This is a genomic window from Pseudoalteromonas sp. SWXJZ10B (genome assembly GCF_015864475.1).
Lineage (GTDB): Bacteria > Pseudomonadota > Gammaproteobacteria > Enterobacterales > Alteromonadaceae > Pseudoalteromonas > Pseudoalteromonas arctica.
Map to the genome: position 1 here is coordinate 76,590 of NZ_JADYXD010000001.1, position 20,006 is coordinate 96,595.

The following is a 20,006-nucleotide window of genomic DNA, read 5'->3' on the forward strand; positions in this document are numbered from 1 at the left end:
AGTTTTAATGTCACGATTTTTTATCGATAGACCGATATTTGCTTGGGTACTCGCTATTGTAGTGATGCTTGCAGGTATTTTGGCGATTAGGAGTTTACCTATTTCGCAGTATCCTTCAATTGCACCACCTGCAGTGAGTATTACTGCAACGTACCCTGGTGCATCTGCACGTACACTTGAAGATACGGTAACGCAAGTTATTGAGCAAAAAATGAAAGGACTTGATGGCCTGCTTTATATGTCATCTACTTCTGAGTCGAGTGGTTCTGCTACGCTTACACTTTCGTTTAGCGCTGAAACTGACCCTGATATTGCACAAGTCCAAGTGCAAAATAAACTAGCAACAGCGACTCCACTATTACCAGAAGCCGTTCAAAGGCAAGGTGTTGTAGTTGCAAAGTCAGCGCGTAACTTTTTAATGGTTTATGCTTTTGTGTCTAAAGATGGCAGCATGACCAATATTGATATTGGCGATTATGTTTCATCAAACGTGCAAGATATTGTCTCGCGTGTTGAAGGCGTAGGTGAAGTGCAGCTGTTTGGTTCTCAGTACGCGATGCGTATTTGGTTAGACCCTTCAAAGTTACAAAATTATAAGCTGACACCTGCTGATATTAGTGCATCAATTAGTGCGCAAAATGCACAAGTATCTGCCGGTCAACTTGGCGGTATGCCTGCCGTTGATGGTCAGCAACTTAATGCAACAGTAACAGCGCAAAGTCGATTACAAACGCCAGAGCAATTTGAACAAATATTGGTTAAAACTAATCCAGATGGCTCTTTTGTACGTCTAGAGGACGTTGCTAGAGTAGAGCTTGGCGGTGAAAGCTACCGCGTTGTTGCTCGTTACGATGGGCAACCTGCATCAGGGTTAGGTATTAAATTAGCCAGTGGTGCTAACGCACTTGATACTGCCGCTGGAGTTAAAAAAGCAATTGAAGAGCTAAAACCGTTTTTCCCTGAAGGGTTAGATGCTGTTATACCTTACGACACAACGCCGTTTGTATCGTTATCTATCGAAAAAGTTATTCACACCTTAATTGAAGCTGTTGTACTTGTTTTTGTAGTTATGTATTTGTTCCTACAAAACTTTAGGGCAACACTTATACCAACAATAGCAGTGCCAGTGGTTTTACTAGGTACGTTTGGTATTTTGTACACCTTTGGTTATTCAATAAATACGCTAACGATGTTTGCGATGGTACTTGCCATAGGCTTATTGGTAGATGACGCAATCGTTGTGGTAGAAAACGTTGAGCGCTTAATGACCGAGGAAAAACTCTCGGCACTTGAAGCTACGCGTAAATCGATGGATGAAATTAAAGGCGCGCTGGTAGGTATTGCCATGGTGCTTTCTGCGGTATTTATCCCAATGGCATTCTTTAGTGGCTCTACCGGTATTATTTATCGTCAGTTTTCTATAACACTGGTATCGGCGATGGGGTTATCTGTTTTAGTTGCTCTTATTTTAACGCCTGCATTGTGTGCAACGCTTTTAAAACCAAGCCATGTACATAACAATGAGACGTTATTTGGCCGATTTTTTACAGGCTTTAACCGTGGTTTTGATAAAACAAATTCAGGTGCACAAAGCTTTGTAGGCCGTATGCTTACGCACTCTAAACGCTACTTACTTATTTATGGCGTGATTGTGGGCGGTATGGTTTATGTATTCTCAAGCTTGCCAACGGCATTTTTACCTGACGAAGACCAAGGTATTTTGTTTAACCAAGTTTCACTGCCAGCAGGCTCTACAACACAGCAAACGCTTGAGGTTGTTAAAAAGGTAGAAAATCACTTTTTAAACGATCAATCTGAAGCTGTGAATGGTATTTTTACCGTTACTGGTTTTAGTTTTGCAGGCTCTGGCCAAAACTCAGCAATTGCCTTTGTTAACCTTAAACATTGGGATGAGCGTCAACGTGACGAGTTATCTGTTCAAGGTGTTGCAGGTAAAGCGATGGGCTACTTTTCAACGATAAAAGAAGCGTTTGTGTTTGCATTCCCGCCACCTGCAATTGTTGAACTGGGTACTGCTAATGGCTTCAATATTTTCTTACAAGACCGTGTAGGCCTTGGCCATGACGCACTTTTGGCGGCACGAAATCAGTTATTAGGTTTAGCAAGCCAAAGTCCAATTTTAGCGGGCGTACGTCCAAATGGACAAGAAGATATGCCAGAACTACAACTTGATACAGATTTGGCAAAAGCCGAAGCGCTTGGTGTGTCGCAAAACGATATTAACAGTACACTTTCGACAGCATGGGGTAGTAGTTATGTGAATGACTTTATTGACCGTGGTCGAGTTAAAAAAGTGTATATGCAAGGTGATGCACAATCGCGCATGGTGCCTGAGGATCTAAATAAGTGGTATGTGCGCAATGATAATGGCGATATGGTGCCGTTTTCAGCGTTCGCTAGTGCTTACTGGACGTATGGTTCGCCACGTTTAGAGCGTTACAATGGTTTTTCAGCAATGGAAATTCAAGGTAGCGCAGCGCCGGGTTACAGTACAGGCCAAGCAATGGATGAAATGGAGCGTTTAGTTAAACAATTACCTAATGGTATTTCGTCTGAGTGGACCGGTATTTCATTCCAAGAGCGCTCAAGTAGTGGTCAAGCACCTTTACTATATGGCTTATCGCTATTGTTTGTATTTTTATGTTTAGCTGCACTTTATGAAAGTTGGTCGGTACCGTTTGCGGTAATGATGATTGTGCCACTGGGTATATTTGGTGCAATTATGGCAGCGCTAGGCGGTGGCTTATCTAACGATATTTACTTGCAGGTTGGCTTGTTGACCACCATTGGTTTGGCATCTAAAAATGCGATACTGATTGTAGAGTTTGCGATTCATAAAATGGATGAAGGACTAGGGCTTGTTGATGCTGCAGTTGCTGCGGTACGCCTTCGTTTACGTCCAATTTTAATGACTTCAATGGCGTTTATTTGTGGTGTAATCCCACTAGCAATCGCCTCAAGCGCGGGCTCTGGTGCGCAAAATGCGCTAGGTATTTCGATTATTGGTGGCACACTTGCATCATCAATATTAGTTGTTGTTTTTGTACCTTTATTCTTTGTTTTAGTTCGCCGTGTATTCCCAGGTAAAGCTAAAGAGACAACGAAGGAGAGTGCAGAATGAGTATTAAAACATTCAGCCTAAGTGCAATTACTTTATTGGTGCTAAGTGGTTGTCAATTAGCGCCAGAGCAAAAAGACCTTGCTCTACCAGTATCTGATGCTTATGCATCAGGTACTGAGCAAAGCGCTGCGCAGCAATTAAATTGGCAGCAGTTTTTTAATGATGAAAAACTACAAACCTTAATTACGCAAAGCCTTGAGCACAATAAAGACATGCAAATTGCAGTGCTTAATGTGCAGCGTGTGCGTGGTTTGTATCAAATTGAAGACTCTGCTTTGTATCCGTCGCTTGATTTAAATGCTTCTGGTACGCGCCAGCGTTTACCGGCTGACTTATCAGGTACTGGCGATGCAGCTATTAGCTCGCAATACAGTGCAACAGTGGGCATTACGTCTTACGAGTTAGATATTTGGGGCAAAGTACGCAATCAATCAGCGCAAGCACTCCAAAATTTATACTCTACAGAGCTTAGCCAATACAGTACGCAGGTGTCTTTAATTTCAGAGTTGGCAAATGCGTGGCTTAGTTACGCGACGGACTTACAACTGCTAGAGCTTGCAAAAGAAACGCTCACCTCTCAGCAAGAGTCATTATCGCTTACGCAAAAAAGCTTTGATTTAGGTGCAACTTCTTCAATTACCCTTGAGCAGCTTAGAAGTACAGTTGCTACAGCAAAAGTAGACATAGCAACGTACAAACGTCTGTTAAAGCGTGATAAAAGTGCCCTAGATTTATTAGTGGGTAAATCTGTTTCAGCTGATTTACTGCCTAGTAAAGACCTGACCAACTTGATCAGTATGCCAGAAGTGCCGGTCGGTTTACCGTCTGACCTGTTATCGCAACGCCCTGATATTAAAGCCGCTGAGCATTTAATGCTTGCTGCAAATGCCAATATTGGTATTGCACGTGCGGCGTTTTATCCAAGTATTAGCTTAACAGCCAATGCCGGGTCTGCTTCAAGTGATTTAAGTGGCTTGTTTGATTCGGGCTCAGGTACATGGAGTTTTGTGCCGTCAATTAGCTTACCTATTTTTAATATGGGACGTAACCAAGCAAATCTTGATGTAGCAAAAGCCGATCAAGCAATTGCGGTGGCAACGTACCAGCAAAAAATTCAAAATGCGTTTCGCGAAGTTGCCGATGCTCTTGCTGATAGAGAAGGTTACCAAGAGCAATTAAGTGCACTTGATATGCTTATAAGTAGCCGACAAATCACATTTGATTTATCAAAAATGCGTTACGAAAAAGGCGCAGATAGCTACTTGCAAGTACTTGATGCTCAGCGTACATGGTACGGCGCACAGCAACAGTTAATTTCGGGTCAGCAAGCGTATCTTGCAAGCCAAATTAACTTGTACAAAGCGCTTGGTGGCGGATGGAATACGAGCGACAAAACAACTCAGGAAGAGCAGTAATATTAGCAGCTCGCTGGCGAGCTGCATTTTAATGATACAGCGAGGCTATTTATAGTGCTCGCTTTACTGAGTTTAAGACTTAGTAGTGGAGTTGAACATGAAGCCTAAAGCAAGAAGGCAAACAGATCCCGCGATAGCGCAAGCTAGGCGCGAACAAATACTAACAGCTGCTGCAGAGTGTTTTCACCGAAAAGGTTACCACGGTGCAGGCATGGCTGAAATATCTAAAACGGCAGGGATGAGTGCAGGCCATATTTATAATTACTTTGAAAGTAAAGAAGCAATTATAGAAAGCATTATTGAAAAAGACATGGAAGAGATGTTTTCTATCTTCCAACAGTTTGAAGATCATCCTGGTGATGTACTTCAAGCGCTCATTGATGGCTTAAACATTGGTGTGCAAAGGCACATGGACACGGGATCGTGTGTTATTGATTTAGACATGATGGCTGAAGCAGGTCGAAATGTTAAAGTGGCAACACTTTTACGCGAAACTGATGTTCAGGCAAGAGATCGCATGAGACAGCTTTTAACAAGTGAGCGAAGTGCGCTAAAAGATATTGATGAACTTGAACTTGAAAGCCGAATTAATGTTATTTTTTCGATGATGGCGGGGTTATTACTCAGAAAGTTACTTTACCCTGAGCTAACCGAAGAAACGGTACTAATAGCACTTCGCCCTGCAATGAAAACATTACTGATGCCATTTGATGAAGCGCAGTAACGCTCAAAATAAATAACCAAAAGTAAGCTAGCCAATATTTTGGCTAGCTTTTTTATTTTAGTCTATTTAAAAGCGCTCGATTGACCACTGAAGTGCAATGATTGCGATAGCAACGGAGCCCATTGGCATTAACCACTTTTTATACCAAGTGTAGTGTCGTACATAAATGAGTATTGGTAAGGCTACTAGTAAGATACTAAGTTGGCCGATTTCGACGCCTAAATTAAACGCTAAAATGCTAAGCAGTTGATAGTCGCTCGACAAGCCAAGTTCGCCAAGTACGCTCGCAAATCCCATCCCATGTAGTAAACCAAAAGCAAAAGTAAGCCAACCTAAACGAAGTACCAACGGCCACACATTATTTAATGCTGCAAATAAAACCGATATAGCAATTCCAAGTTCTACCCAGCGGCTATTTGGTGATACAAGGTTCATAGCGGTGCCGGTAAGCGTAATAGAGTGCGCAAGCGTAAACGCGGTTACTATCCATGCTGTGTGTTTAATAATTTGTTTTTTAGAGCTAATACCTTGCCATGCTTTATCGCTGCGTTTTAAAACACAGGTAAGTAACAGGGCGATTAAAAATAAAATATGATCAATACCAATCCAAATATGTAAAACACCCTGATACACGTATTGATTAAACGTACTTAAATAACTTGTTTGCTCAAAGCTGAACGTTTGTTGTGCCTCGTTGATATTAAATACACGAGATACACCGTTTATATTTACGATGGATTTATGATTGGCATCGGTTTTAAAAAAAGCGGAATAGGAAAGGGAGATTGCTTCATTGTCATCACAGCTAAACAGCAGCGGAATAACCAAATAAGGCTGGTTAAAATGGTTATCTAGCTGATAGATACCTTCACTTTTTAAAGGGCATGATTGCGCGTTTTGCGTGATATTTAAATTTTCTTCAATGAAGTTATTAATTGAGCTGCGTTTTGCTTTTATTTCTGCCCACGAAATTTGCCCATTTTTGTCTAAATCCAGAGGCACTGCGTGCTCTAAGTCGGCTATATTAATTTGCCAGGTACCCGTGTATTGGTTTTTGTTGGTGTCGTTATTGTTCTCGCTATTTAAGGTTATATAACTTGTACTTAATTGATGGGCAAAGCTGTAAGTTGAAAAAATGCACAGCATTAAAGTGAGTATAAATAGATAAGGCGTTTTCATAGTGTGTCTCGTTGCATCGCTTTTGCTTGAGTAAGTAATTGCTCATCGGTGCTCATTTTAGCCTGTTGCCAATTAATATGAGCCCAGTAAAGTGCTTTTTCGCGATTTGGTTGTACATCAAGGTAATATTTAGCTAAGTCACTTGCATGAAAAGAATCTTTGCGAAGCTCTCGTAGTGTAACTCTTTGCGCCATTGTATTTTGCCATTTTTTATCGCGTTTATTTAGTTTTTTTTCTGCGATTGAAAGTCTTAACAAAATAGCATCCTCTAAATTACTTTTATCAGGTAGCAGTACGCTTAATGTATTTAATACTTGTTGTGGTTGATTTAGAGCAATTTGAATATCGGCCCATAAAACAATAAGGCTCACAGGGGCTTGAACTAAATCTACACTTTGTAAGTGAGACAACGCTTGTTTGTAGTTATTTAAACGGTAGCTCATTTCACTTAAAACATGGTTTGTAGCTAGGCTAGTTTGATTATTATTTATAATTTTTACTAATGCTTGGTAGCTGTCTAAAACGCTTTCATGTTGGCTTTGTACATCGAGTACACAGGTGCTAGCAGTAATAGTGCTTACTTGCCCAATTAAGGCTACGCAGTGTTTTTTTGCTTGTGCGAACTTACCTTGAGTCATAAATATATTGGCTAGCAATAAATGGCTATTACTATGTTTTGGCTCTCCAATCAAAACGTTGTTAGCAATATCAATAGCTTCGTCAAAAAGGTGCTCTTTTTGTAAAACGCGAGCATATAAGTAACCAATTTGAGATGAGGGTGTTTGTTTATATAGCTGGGCTAAACGGGTTTTAAGTAGCCCCTGTAAGCGCTCTGTTTGGCCTGCATATTGGCTGTTAGTGACTAATGTATTTATTTCCTCAACAGACAGAGAAGCACTAAGCGTTGAATTACTTTTGGCAATAACTGCATCATCTTTTGGGGTAAAAGGCGCAGCGCTTAACGCAATGGGTGTTAGGCAGAAAGTAATAAATGCGACGGACTTAAAAATTGATAAATGCATTATAAATATCCTTTGAAAAAAGCCATCCATGGCCTGTCAGCTTAATTACTTGGTTAGTTACCGTTTGTTGAAATTAATCCATCAACATCGGTATCGGTGTTTGTAAACACCCGACCGTTAACAGTTAACGGCTCTGCATTTGGGGCTTGATTAAATGCATCGGTTGCAAATTGAGCAAAGTCGACTTGTAGTGCGTCAATTGTAATGTTCACTGTTGCAGTTACTTGCGAATTAACGCCATCACTTACACCAAACATAAAACTATCTGAACCTGTCACTTCTTTATGCGGTGTATAGGTAAAGTTACCATCGCTATTAACGGTAACAGTTCCAAGAGTTGGCTCACTTGTTAACGAGTAAGTAAGCGAATCGCCATCATTGTCGGTTGCGCTAAGCATATCGGTAATGCTTACTTCAGTTTGTGTAGTTAGCATTGCATCACTTGCGGTAGGCGCTGTGTTTACAACCGGTGTAGGTTGTTTTTTATCGTCATCGCTACTACATGCTCCCAATGTTAATGCACTGAGGAGAACACAAATATGGGTAGTTTTTAAATTACGCATTATTTTACTCCTTATTTAGAGCCAGCAAGCGGTGTTGCAAGGTATGGGAATGATGAATCCATCATTGTTGCATCAATAGGCGCGCCGTCTGTAAATGGCACTGTGCCTGTATTAGCATCCTCTGGTGCACAAAGTCCTAAATCAGTGTCTTCACCATTTACAGGAATAGGATGACATAAACGACCCATCACAACACGAAGTGCAATATCAACCACATCATCACCCGGGCGACGACCATTTGGGAAGCCGGCTAAATCATTACCCGCTACACCAAATGCAGATTGATCAGCTTGCGCTGTTGCTGCAATGCCTGTATTTAAACGTAGCATTTCTGAAGGTGTTACAGTTGCTTGTTGATTAACGCCTGCAAAACCTGTTAAAAATGCAGTGATTAAATCAGTACGCGGGAAGTTTGTGGGTGCCAGTGTTTCTAAGTTTGCGCCAAGGGTCGTATTAACAGCATCTTTAAATAAAATGTTTAATAACTCTGGTAGTGCTGGATGAGATACATAATCTAAAAATTGTGCATCATCTTTAGGGTGAGCAGTGGAAAATGTGTCTTTGTCTTTAATGCCAATTACAAGCTCGTTTACAAGCGGGCTACCCAAGCGTGAAACTTGTGTTAAAGCACCACCATTAACGGCGTTATTAGCAAATTTAGCATTAGGGTTTAATACGCGAGCTTGAGGTAGGCTTGCTGTTGTCCACGAACCTATTACGCCGTTACCTTCACCAACAATACAGCTTTTAGGTATTTCGATAGCGATTGATGTTACGTTTTTATCTGCAAGGTCGTCGTTATCAGCTGATTGTGTTATACCACCTGGAAAACCACCGCCGTCACCAGCACCAGGGGCGCTATCACCCTCTACAGGTACATAGTTAACTAAATCAAATGTTTTGCCTAGGTTAACTACAAATGGGTCTTTACGTTGTCCTACAAAAACTTGTGCCATGCTTTCACAGTTAGGAATTGAAACCTGATACACAAATTGGTCAGCGTAAGTTTGGTAATCGCTCATTGAACCAAATGTTTTATTGCCCACATAATCAAGTGGTTTAGAAAATGTACTTGAGTTTGATGCTGTGTTGTTTAGTAGCGTTGTTTCGCCAGTACGCTGCGCGCCGCTAATCATACTCATTGTGTATGATTCGCTAAAATTTGCAGCGCTGTCATCACCGGCAGATACACCGCCTACATTTTTAAGCGGTACAGACACGGTACGCTGATTACCTTCAGGTCCAACAGTTAATTGCACACCTTGGTTATCATTAGGAAGCATGCTTTTAAAGTTAAACGCAAATGTAATATCTTCAACAGCATCGCCGTCGTTATCTATATGAATGCTGTAGGTAGCATCTGGGTCCATTGCAAAGTAATTAGGACCGCCGTATGCATCTTGCAGCGGGATATAGTTAGCAATTAATGTTACAAAATCATCACGACCTTGCTCGTAACTATTAAATATATAAAAATCGGTTGAATCTAAAGTCGGGAAACGGCTTATATTTGGCGCTTCTCTGTGACTTGATGCTTCACTTGGTGCACTTACAAACGTACTACATATTACTACTGCGAGTATTGATGGAGTTAAAGCTTTCATGACTTTGTCCTTTAGTTTTGATTGAAGTCATAGCTAATAACGGGGCAGGATTTAAATTGGATGCAAAAAAGTTAAATTATTTTTATTTTTTGTTAAAAAAGTTTTAAAGAAGGTTGGCTGCTTTAAGTAAACAGCCAACTTTAGTCATAATAGTAGGGTTATAAAAGTACCAGCTCTGTGGTGTATAGTACCTCAGTAGGAGATCCATTTGGTGAGCCACCAATAGGTTCTAAGCTCACTGCTAACAATGCGATATCACTTGCGTTAAAGCGGTTATCTTTAAATAATATTTTACTGCCTTGCTTGGGCAGTAAACCCAGTGAAATAGGTGCATCTTGCCCTTTTAAAATCATCCACAACTCATAATCTTTATTAGTTTGGGCAACCAATTGGCTACTGGCTTTAATTGAGAGCCCTTGCTCGCTTACATCAATAAACCACAATGATTGTTTATCTTGATTTTGAACCAAAGCAATTTGTTGAGTGTGCATAACATCGGTACTAGGTTGAATAACCAAAAAGGCTAAAACAATACACGCAGCAGTTGCCACAAAAGACCATGTACGCCAAATTGAAGGCTTGGTATGTATGACTGTTTTACTTGTTTGTGGCCTGTTTTCAATACGCTGTAGTATATTTACCCATACATCGTCACGTGGCGTTTGCGGTGTAATAGCACTCGCTAAGTTGTTTAGGTTTTGCTCCCATAGACTTGTTGCTTCACGTGCTTGATTTGAGTTAAGTAACAGACGCTGAAAACGCTTACGGGCAAGCCCTCTAAGTGTGCCAAGCACGTACTGCCCAGCAAGCGCGTCTAATAGTTCGGGTTTATTATAATTCATAATGTTAAACACCTTTGTAGCTGCATAAGCCCACGCCTGATCCAGCTTTTAACTGTACCTAATGGCGTCTCTATATGATCCACTAGCTCGCTATGACTCAGCCCCTTATAATAAGCTAAGTGAATAGCTTGTTTTTGTTGCGGCTCAAGTTGTTCGATACAATTAACCAGTTTCGTTTCTTCATCGTAATTAACGTCAACACTTTCATTTTCATATTCGTCATCGCCTAACGACTGCTCTTTTCGTACTTTGTGATAGCGCAGTGAGTCAAGACTTCTATACCTAACTATACTTATCATCCAACTAATAACGGTGCCTTTAGAGGCGTTATATTCAGATGCGTTATGCCAAATTTTTATAAAAGCGTCTTGTAGTGCCTCTTCCGCATAAGCTCTGTTAGTGAGCATATTTAAACTAATAGCAAAAAGTTTGCCGCTAGTTTGTTGATATAAACTTGAGAAAGCATTTTTGTCTCCTTGTGCTGTTGCGCACAAAAGAGGGAGTAAATCATCGTTATCCATAGGGGTCCTGTTTTTCTTATTATCATTGAGTAAACGCTTGAGAGTGTGATTTGGATGCAAAAAATTTAATTGATTTTTAGATTAGCTGCTTTATACGTTAGTACAAGCAATAACCGATCAGTGTTTGAAATTTAGACGTGTAGGTATAATTTATTCACATGTTTGTAAAAAATGTACAAAGAGCAGATTGTACTTAAATTTATTTTATTATTAACATTATATATCAATAGCTTATGATTTTAATTTGAATTTAAAATGCCATTTATATGGCGTGATATTTGCAAAAGAGTACATAAAGCCGTTTAAATTAAAATTAGAAAATCGGAATTATTTACACAAAGGAGAAACTATGTGGGCTGCAATTGGTTATTCACTTTTAGCATTACTACTTATTTTTATTGGTTGGGAAGTAAACTCTGTTTACTTTGCTATTGTTTTTTATTGGACTGCACTGTCACTTTTATTAGTGAGTACCGCATATATTTTTAATACAGCAAAAATATTTAGAAAACGTGAAAATGGGGTGATCCCATTTTATATACGTTGGGCGTTTGTGCCATTTTTATTTGGTGTGCAAATTTATAATGCCTGGTCACGTAAGCGCGATAAAGTGCCGCCAATTCAAAAAATAAACGAAAACCTATTTTTAGCTTGCCGATTATTTCCCTCAGACATAGACACATTAAAAGATAACGGAATTACTGCAATTTTAGACGTTACGTGTGAATTTGACGGACTCGAGTGGAGTTCAACACAAGAGAATATAAATTACTTAAACATTCCGGTGCTCGATCATAGTATTCCTACCCATTCTCAGTTAAATCAGGCTATTAATTGGATACATCATCATATTAAAGAAAACCGTCGCGTAGTTGTACATTGTGCTTTAGGCCGTGGGCGGTCAGTTTTTGTAATGGCGGCTTATTTATTGAGTCAAAACAAAAATGCAGATGTACATGAAGTACTTGCACAAATAAAGGAAACCCGCGAAACCGCAAACTTAAATAAGCATCAGCTGCGTCATTTAGCTAAGCGTCATAAAAAAGGCGAGCTGCTGATTAAAAACAAAGCAGTTTTAATTGCAAATCCAGTATCTGGTACACGATTATGGCAAGAAAAAGAGCACTTAATTGTTGCGCGGTTATCGGCCTATTACGATTTAAAAGTACTTACTACTTCACAAGACGTAAACGGTATTGAGCTTGCTAAACAAGCGATTACGCAAAAACCAGACATGATAATAGCGTGTGGAGGCGATGGTACAGTGGCCGAAGTTGCAAGCGTACTTGTAAATACACAATGTAAGCTAGGTATTATACCAATGGGGACTGCAAACGCACTTGCGCATGTATTGATGGGGATTAGCTCTAAATTTATTCCTGTTGAACAAGCCTGTGATTTAATAATTGATGGTCAAACAAGCACAATAGATACCGCTTATTGTAATAACGAATTAGTACTTTTATTAGCGGGCATTGGTTTTGAGCAATCAATGATTGAAAAAGCAGATAGAGAGTCGAAAAATAAGTCGGGGCAACTTGCCTATTTAAATGGCTTTTTTGAAGCGTTTGGCGAGCAAAAATCACAGTTACTTAGTGTGAAACTCGATGATAATGAGCCGAAAGAAATATGTACAAATAGCTTTATTGTGGCTAATGCTGCGCCTTTTACAACGTTATTGGCTCAAGGTGGTGGGCAGCCAGATCATAGTGACGGGCTTCTTGATGTGAATTGGCTAACACCAAATAATGAAAATTCTACGACAATATTGAGCATTGCAGAACTGATGTTTAGCAGTTTAACTCAAACACATTTAGCTATAAATTCGCATCATACAAATGCTAAAAGAGTCGAGGTGACAGGTGAAGGAGAGCTTAAGTACGTACTTGACGGTGAAGTTAAAACTGCTCACAAACTCGTTATTACTATTGAGCCGGCCTCATTAAATGTGATTTGCAAAGAGCAATAAATCGCGCTAATTACAATCAAAAAAGGAGCTAAATTAGCTCCTTTTTTACATCATTTTTTAATTGATGGCCAAACAAACCCTGTTGTATCCGGCGCTTGAGAAGATGTTTCTCTCGGCGCACTTTTTGGTCTACGAATAGGTTTGTTATTTATAGTGTGAATATAAAGTGCTTCCACTTTATCGCGAGCCCAAGGCGTTTTACGCAAAAACTTTAAACTCGATTTAATGCTCGGTTGATCAGTAAAGCATTTGATTTTTACTTGCTCGCCAAGTGTTCTCCAGCCAAGTCGCTGTTCTAACTCAACAAGTATTTGTTCTAACGTTACCCCATGTAAAGGGTTTTTAGGTTGATTATCCATAGCCATACTACTTATTTAAACTGCGTGCATTGTAGCTCAAATCAGCTTTTAGCGCTAATTCACAGTGATTGTTTTAGGAGCTGTTGGGTAAATAGCATTACCCTGTTTATCTATTTTAAGCCAAATGAGTTGGCTGTTACTGTGCTGGGGTGTTTTAGCACCGCACAAAAGTGTAAATGAGTGAATTTGTATTAATGCGCCTTCGCTATAGCGTTTGTTGTCGTACCAACAGTTTGATTCTTCATTTACAAACTGGTTTGCATCAATAATTGAATGGGTTTTAAGGGTTGTTGCTTCACTAAGTATTGAATACGATAAGCTGCTAAAACAAAAGCATAGAATTAAAAAGTTACGCATTAGAGGCCTTTAAATAGGGAGGGTTAAAAATAATACATTAGGCTAAAAAACGTGCTAGTGTAAAGTACACAAAGTGATTTTAATTATAAACTTAGTTACTCACAGAACAACTTGGATTCAAATAAAAAGGTGCACACAATGCAATTTAATCAAACAATGATCGAAGAATTCACACTATTAGCAAAGTTTCCTCGCGACAGTAAAATGCAGGGTATTAAATTACACTCAGACGCAGAGCCAAGCTTACTTAGTGCAGCGCAACGTTTATTTGAAAAAGGGATTATAGATAGCCCAGATGGCGGATATTTAACTGATCTGGGCTTAGATTTAATTGAGCACATTACGGTTATTCATAGTGCGCTACAAAGCTAGCTAACCTGAACTCTAGTTAGTTACTGAACTAGCTTAATTTGCATCGGGTTGATTTTGCGGTGCAGCATCATTAAATGCAGCTAATTTATTACAGTGTTCGTAAATAGCTGCAATTTTTGGATAAGCGCTCATATTTACGTTAAAACGAATTGCATTAAATACTTGCGGCACTAAACAAATGTCAGCAAGTGTTGGTTGATTACCAAAACAGTAGTCATCATTTTCGTTTAGCATCAGTTCTATTTTTTCAAAACCAACTTCTATCCAATGTCGATACCACTTATTTTTAGCCTCGTCATCAACACCTAATTCGTTCGATAAATACTTCAGCACGCGTAAATTATCAACAGGATGAATATCGCAGGCAATGGCAAAGCTTAAATTTCTTATTTGTGCTTTTTGCCACGCAGTTCCTGTAATTAATGGCGATTGCGGATAAGTTTCATCAAGCCATTCCAGTATTGCAAGCGATTGTGCTAAAACACCATTATCGGTTTCAAGTGCAGGTAGTAACCCTTGCGGATTAGTCGCTAAGTATTCTTCCCCAAGCTGCTCCGATTTTAAAAGGTTAACAATAGCAAGTTCATGATCAATTGCTTTTAAGTTAAGCGCTATACGTACCCTATAGGCCGCTGATGAGCGAAAGTAGCTGTATAATTTCATAATTAATCCTGTGAACCTGTAAATTGTTTTTTAATAGTACGCCAGCAATCGGTATAGTTTGGTTGGCGCTCTTTGCCTTCTAGTGCATATTTTGTTGGTGAAATTATATAGCGCGACTCAAACATAAAGGCCAATGTGTTTTCGTATTTTTGTGGTGTAAGCTCAGCATTTGAGGCTTTTTCAAATACGTCGGCTTCAGGTCCATGTGGCGACATACAATTGTGTAAACTTGCACCACCAGGTACAAAACCATGCTCTTTTGCATCATACACACCCTCAATCAAGCCCATAAATTCACTCATAATATTGCGGTGATAATACGGCGGGCGGAATGTATTTTCGGCTACCATCCAACGTGGTGGAAATATCACAAAATCGACATTTGCCATACCCTCAGTAGCAGAAGGAGAGGTTAGCACGGTAAATATAGACGGGTCGGGGTGATCAAAGCTCACTGTATTTATTACATTAAAACGCGATAAGTCGTATTTATAGGGTGAGCTATTACCGGTCCATGCAACCACATCAAAAGGAGAGTGCTTAATTTCACAGCTAAATAAATTACCGTTGAATTTAGATACAAGCTCAAAGTCACCTTTTTTATCTTCAAAGGCAGCAACGGGGTATTGAAAGTCTCTGTCGTTGGCGTAACCGTTTGCACCAACAGGTCCTCGCTCTGCAAGCTCTAACGCATGGCCATAATTTTCACAAATATAACCCCGCGCTGTATCATCAATTAAATCAACAGAGAACTTAATTCCTCTGGGAATTACAGCAATTTCACCTGGTTTAATGCTTAACTTGCCGCACTCGGTGTGAATTAATAACTCACCTTGCTGAGGAACAAACAACATTTCGCCATCGGCATTGCAAAAGTAACGTCCTTGCATTGACTGATTAGCGACATATAGATGAATGCCAATACCCGATTGCCCATTAGCACTGCCATTAGCTGCCATCGTTACCAAGCCATCAATAAAGTCAGTAGGCTGTGAAGGCATATCAATAGGATTCCAACGTAGCATTGTTGGTGGTGTTACGGCCTCAGTAATTGGGGCTGTTCTTATTAGGCCGTTATCAATTGCTTGGTAATCACCTTGCACTACCGAAGGACGAAGGCGGTAAAACCAAGTGCGGCGATTTGAAGCGCGAGGAGCCGTAAATGCAGTCGAACTAAATTGCTCAGTGTATAAATCGTATTTAACCTTTTGTGGGCTAAATTGTCCTATTGGCAGTGCACCGGGTAGCGCTTGTGTTTCAAATTCATTACCAAAACCTGTCATATAATTTAATTGTGTCGCCATTACTGACTCCTGTGAGAGGGGGGGTTGGTTTAATATTATTTTTATTTCAGTTAAGATACTCTCAAGTGAGACTAATATCAAATGTGCAACTATGCATCTGCGTAAATATTAATGAACACCAAAGTAAACCTTACAAAGCTGGGATAACTAAAAATGAAAATCGATTTAGCAACGTTTTTACCTTATCAATTAACGAATGTAGCAACACGTGTAAGTAACGACTTTGCCGAGGTTTATCAAACTAAGTACGGTTTAAATATTCCCCAGTGGCGAATACTTGCTAATTTAGCGCAGTATGGCCAAAGCAACGCAAAGGATTTATGCACGCAAGCAAATATGGACAAGTCGACAGTGTCGCGCGCGGTAAAAGTTTTAATAGATAAAGGTTTAGTGAGAAGTGAGCTAAATGAGCAAGACAAACGCGCAGCATTACTTGTACTGAGCCAAGCAGGGCAAAGCTTATATGAGCAAATAGCACCCGATGCATTGAATTGGGAAAAACAATTACTGAGCACTTTAACTAACGAAGAATACGAAGTGCTAGTGAGTATTTTTGAAAAGTTAAATAATAAATTAAAGGCATAAAAAAGCCCACCAAAGTGGGCTTTTAAAAGATGTTTTAGGTTACAGTTCTAAATTAGAAAGTGTAACGAAGACCTACACGCATTTGCCATACAGATGCATCAGTTTGTACTGATGTATTTGCATTATTTCCGTTAAAGCCTGAGTAAACGTAACGGCCTTGATCATCAAGTGATGTTTCGATCATGCTAGCGCCTACGAAAGGACCTTTTTTAAGTACGCCCCAATCATCGTTTAACAGATTTGTAAGGTTATCAATTACGAAGAATGCTTCACCTTTGTGACCTTCCATAAAACCAGGAAGCTCTTGAGTTAACTTAAAGTTAAACTTAACAAACCAATCAGAGTTTTCAGCGTTACGGCTAGTCGTTTGACCACGTTCTAAACCATTTGATGCGATAAAATCATTGAATTCATTGATATCAGCAGCGCTCATGTCGTAAACAACGTTAGGATCGTTTTCAAGTGGAACATACAATAGCTGGCGGTTGCCATTCCAGTTGTTGTCACCAAAAGTATCTTTATCACTGCCATCAAATGTGTAGCTGTATGGTAGGCCTTTATATGCTTCACCGAATAGGTTAAAGCGAGTAGCAAATCCATCAACAAACTCATGACTATAACCAAGAGTCATAGTAAAACGATGTGGAATTTCGTAATCAGATGAAGCAACACCTGGGTTACCTGGATCTGTTAGCGCAATATTACCGTAGTTTGAACCAGCTACAGAGCTAGTCATTGGGTTAACATCATCAGAATCTGTGTATGCATAACCAAAGTTAACGCTTACGCCATTATCAAACATTTTGCTAACAGCTAGTGAGATAACTGATGAATCACCGCTATCACCGCTAACATTTGTTAGTAAGTATTCGTTTGAACGACCTTCAATTGATTCGTAAATAGGGCGGCCGTCAAACGTAGTTGTACCTGTATCTTGAAGTGCGATGTCACGCATTAACGCAGCATCTTTTTTCTTCGAGTATAAGTAATCAAGAGAGATTACGTACTCGTTTTCAGTTGTGTACGTTGCACCAAGTGAGTATTTCCACTCTGATGGGATTTCAAAGTCTGGGTCAACAGCGTTTGCTTGTGAATCGCCTGAGCCGATTACAGTGTCAGCTACTGCATCAAATTGAGACTGAGGTACTTCAAATCCTGGAGTACCATTATTTACATTAGGTGTTGCGAACAAGTCGATAGAACCAAACTGGTTTGCACTAATGTTAGTAATGCCGTCGTTTGAGTAAGAGTTAGATAACCAAACGTTAGGGTTACCGCCTGAGAACAAGCCAACACCTGCACGTACTTCAAGTGCATCTGTCGCGTACCATTGGAAGCCTACACGAGGTTGAATTAAATCAATACCATCAAATGTACTTTGGTTACTGTAGCCATAGCGATCAGTAAAGTTTTGATTTAAGTTAGGTACATCATCACTGGTGTATTTATCGTAACGTAAACCAAACGTAATATTTGCGTCTAAGTCAGTAAACGAATACTCGTCTTGCACGTAAAATGTATGCTGAGCGTACGAAAAACTCGCAGCAGCATCGTTTGGATCATTTGTAGCAGCAGCATTGTTGTAGTAAACAGCACTTGCAATACCATTTTCAAAATCATCAACATTGTTGAAACGGTATTCACCTTCAGTATGCTGAACGAATAAGTTAAATACATCTAACTCTTCAAACTCGTAACCAGCAGTAATTGTGTGCTGATCAAGGTAGTAAGTACCTGCAACTTTAAATGTAGTTGTATCGTAGTCTAAGTCATTAGATTGACGTGAGTCATCTGGACCAATATAAACTGTACCACCATCTTCGGTACGAATTTGCATTTCACCAAAGCTGCTTGCTGCATCTAGTGATTGTACTGTTGCATCTAGCTCAGACTTACCAATACGTACTTCAGTAGAGAAGTCATCTGACCAATCAGAGTAAACAGATGCAATGATTGAAGTGAATTCTGCACTTTGGTCATAAAAGTGATTAGATAGTGATACACGGCTAGAACCAGTATCAGACTGTGAAACAGTATTACCATCGTTGTAGTTATAGATTAAGTTTGCACGGTGATCTTCGTTGATGTTCCAATCTAGTTTAACTAAGATTTTTTCATCTTCAACAGGCATACTTGAAGGCATTCCGCCTACATCGTAACCATATACAGTTTGAGCAACGCTTGTGATACGCGAGATATCATCAGCAGTTACACTGCCGCTGCTTAAACCATCGTAGTTAAACTGTTGAACACCTTCAAGTTTTTCATATGAAGTAAATAAAAATAGTTTATCTTCAATTAGTGGAAGACCTACGTTGAAGCCGTAACGTTTTTCGGTGTAGTTACCGTTATCAACGTCATCACCTTCAATTTTATCACCCTTGAAAGAGTCACTAGTGTAATCGTAGAAAACAGCGCCATGAACATCATTGCCACCAGATTTGGTTACAGCGTTGATGTTACACGATGTAAAACCACCGTATTGAACGTCAAACGGTGCAAGTTCAGCTGAAACTTGTTCAATTGAATCAAAAGAGAAAGGGGCGCGAATAGTAGGGTAACCATTTGAGCTTAAGCCGAAGTTATCGTTCATACGAACGCCGTCTAGCGTTAAGCTGTTGTAGCGAGGGTTACCACCACCACAGTTAATTGAACCACGGCTATCATCAATTGTGATACGCGGGTCGATACGAATAATGTCTTTTAAATCACGGTTAATAGCTGGTGTATTTTCAAGATCAGTTAGCGTAAATGTAGACGCCGGACCAGTACCACCTGACATAGAGCTGATTGGTGCGCCAGAAACTACAATTTGTTCCATGCTTGATTGTGACTCAAGAGAAACGTTTACTGGGTAATCGTTACCAATATTAAGAATTATGTTATTGAATTCTTGGTCTGCATATACATCTGAATCAACAACTACTTTATAAGGACCGCCAACTCGCAGGCCTTTAGCTGTGAAATAACCAGCGTCATTTACTTCAGTTGTTTTTACTGATCCAGAAGGTACGTGTAAAATTGTTACTTTAGTGCCGGCTGCTGGGTTGCCGTTAGGCCCCATCACTTGACCTTTAATTGCTGAGGTCGTTTCGTTAGCCATTGCAGCGCCACTTACACCAACACATGCTGCAATAGCAAGTGAAAGAGCTGTTTTGCGTAATTGAGTTTTCATTTAATTTTCCCGTGTAGTTATTAATTAAATTTTTATATTTTTATTTTAAAATTTTTCAAAATAAACAGTTGAAGTTCATTTATTCAAAATCCGTTACTAGTGTACCTTATTTATTCGTTACAAATAAAATACAACTGCAATATATTTTTAATAAATAGTACTATTTTTGTCTATTTGAGTGTTTTTTCGAGCAATAACTCTATATCGGGG

Annotated in this window: 17 protein-coding genes; 6 read left to right on the forward strand and 11 right to left on the reverse strand. The window is 39.6% G+C overall.

The window, feature by feature from the left end:
• The first annotated feature begins 7 nt into the window (after positions 1–7).
• From I6F54_RS00355 to I6F54_RS00365, 3 genes are all read left to right on the forward strand, one after another.
• Positions 8–3,142, forward strand: a complete 3,135-nt coding sequence (locus I6F54_RS00355) for an efflux RND transporter permease subunit (RefSeq protein ID WP_165728365.1) — start codon at positions 8–10, stop codon at positions 3,140–3,142.
• A complete protein-coding gene (locus tag I6F54_RS00360) occupies positions 3,139–4,557 on the forward strand; it encodes an efflux transporter outer membrane subunit (protein WP_165728364.1) in 1,419 nt (472 codons plus the stop codon). The genes I6F54_RS00355 and I6F54_RS00360 overlap by 4 nt, the downstream gene beginning before the upstream one ends.
• A gap of 97 nt (positions 4,558–4,654) precedes the next feature.
• Positions 4,655–5,281, forward strand: coding sequence for a TetR/AcrR family transcriptional regulator (locus tag I6F54_RS00365; RefSeq protein ID WP_165728363.1), 627 nt, complete (start codon positions 4,655–4,657; stop codon positions 5,279–5,281).
• 66 nt (positions 5,282–5,347) lie between these two features.
• Here the strand turns inward: I6F54_RS00365 and I6F54_RS00370 are convergent, their stop codons facing one another.
• The 6 genes from I6F54_RS00370 to I6F54_RS00395 all read right to left on the reverse strand — a co-directional run bounded on the left by I6F54_RS00370 (position 5,348) and on the right by I6F54_RS00395 (position 11,012).
• Positions 5,348–6,460: a HupE/UreJ family protein gene (locus tag I6F54_RS00370; protein ID WP_165740725.1), complete on the reverse strand. Its 1,113-nt coding sequence runs from the start codon at positions 6,458–6,460 to the stop codon at positions 5,348–5,350.
• Entirely contained in the window at positions 6,457–7,482 is a 1,026-nt protein-coding gene (locus tag I6F54_RS00375) for a hypothetical protein (protein ID WP_165728361.1), read from the reverse strand. Before I6F54_RS00375 ends, I6F54_RS00370 begins: the two co-directional genes overlap by 4 nt.
• 53 nt (positions 7,483–7,535) lie before the next feature.
• A complete protein-coding gene (locus I6F54_RS00380) occupies positions 7,536–8,045 on the reverse strand; it encodes an Ig-like domain-containing protein (protein WP_165728360.1) in 510 nt (169 codons plus the stop codon).
• 11 nt (positions 8,046–8,056) lie between these two features.
• A complete protein-coding gene (locus tag I6F54_RS00385; RefSeq protein ID WP_197139337.1) occupies positions 8,057–9,649 on the reverse strand; it encodes a DUF4331 domain-containing protein in 1,593 nt (530 codons plus the stop codon).
• Positions 9,650–9,807: 158 nt separating this feature from the next.
• Positions 9,808–10,491, reverse strand: a complete 684-nt coding sequence (locus I6F54_RS00390) for an anti-sigma factor (protein ID WP_197139338.1) — start codon at positions 10,489–10,491, stop codon at positions 9,808–9,810.
• Positions 10,488–11,012, reverse strand: coding sequence for a sigma-70 family RNA polymerase sigma factor (locus tag I6F54_RS00395; RefSeq protein ID WP_007582398.1), 525 nt, complete (start codon positions 11,010–11,012; stop codon positions 10,488–10,490). Before I6F54_RS00395 ends, I6F54_RS00390 begins: the two co-directional genes overlap by 4 nt.
• Positions 11,013–11,361: 349 nt before the next feature.
• On the opposite strand from I6F54_RS00395, the gene I6F54_RS00400 reads away from it, so the two are divergent.
• Positions 11,362–12,981, forward strand: a complete 1,620-nt coding sequence (locus I6F54_RS00400) for a diacylglycerol kinase family protein (RefSeq protein ID WP_197139339.1) — start codon at positions 11,362–11,364, stop codon at positions 12,979–12,981.
• Positions 12,982–13,031: 50 nt separating this feature from the next.
• Here the strand turns inward: I6F54_RS00400 and I6F54_RS00405 are convergent, their stop codons facing one another.
• Together I6F54_RS00405 and I6F54_RS00410 are read right to left on the reverse strand one after the other, a co-directional pair.
• Positions 13,032–13,340: a VF530 family DNA-binding protein gene (locus tag I6F54_RS00405; RefSeq protein ID WP_010553962.1), complete on the reverse strand. Its 309-nt coding sequence runs from the start codon at positions 13,338–13,340 to the stop codon at positions 13,032–13,034.
• Positions 13,341–13,394: 54 nt separating this feature from the next.
• The gene (locus I6F54_RS00410) at positions 13,395–13,697 is read right to left on the reverse strand and encodes a DUF1496 domain-containing protein (RefSeq protein WP_008134362.1); all 303 of its coding nucleotides are present in this window, start codon (positions 13,695–13,697) and stop codon (positions 13,395–13,397) included.
• 138 nt (positions 13,698–13,835) lie between these two features.
• Between I6F54_RS00410 and I6F54_RS00415 the strand changes: the two genes are divergently transcribed.
• The gene (locus tag I6F54_RS00415) at positions 13,836–14,069 is read left to right on the forward strand and encodes a TIGR02647 family protein (protein ID WP_007582405.1); all 234 of its coding nucleotides are present in this window, start codon (positions 13,836–13,838) and stop codon (positions 14,067–14,069) included.
• Between the two features lie 33 nt (positions 14,070–14,102).
• Here the strand turns inward: I6F54_RS00415 and maiA are convergent, their stop codons facing one another.
• Together maiA and hmgA are read right to left on the reverse strand one after the other, a co-directional pair.
• Positions 14,103–14,732, reverse strand: a complete 630-nt coding sequence (gene maiA / locus I6F54_RS00420) for a maleylacetoacetate isomerase (protein WP_197139340.1) — start codon at positions 14,730–14,732, stop codon at positions 14,103–14,105.
• Positions 14,733–14,734: 2 nt separating this feature from the next.
• A complete protein-coding gene (gene hmgA, locus I6F54_RS00425) occupies positions 14,735–16,036 on the reverse strand; it encodes a homogentisate 1,2-dioxygenase (RefSeq protein ID WP_197139341.1) in 1,302 nt (433 codons plus the stop codon).
• A 153-nt stretch (positions 16,037–16,189) separates the two neighbouring features.
• Here hmgA and I6F54_RS00430 point away from each other — a divergent pair, with 153 nt between their 5' ends.
• A complete protein-coding gene (locus tag I6F54_RS00430) occupies positions 16,190–16,621 on the forward strand; it encodes a MarR family winged helix-turn-helix transcriptional regulator (protein WP_197139342.1) in 432 nt (143 codons plus the stop codon).
• 52 nt (positions 16,622–16,673) lie between these two features.
• Here I6F54_RS00430 and I6F54_RS00435 read toward each other — a convergent pair whose 3' ends face one another.
• On the reverse strand, positions 16,674–19,796 hold the full coding sequence (locus I6F54_RS00435; protein WP_197119939.1) for a TonB-dependent receptor: 3,123 nt from the start codon (positions 19,794–19,796) through the stop codon (positions 16,674–16,676).
• Between the last annotated feature and the right edge of the window lie 210 nt (positions 19,797–20,006).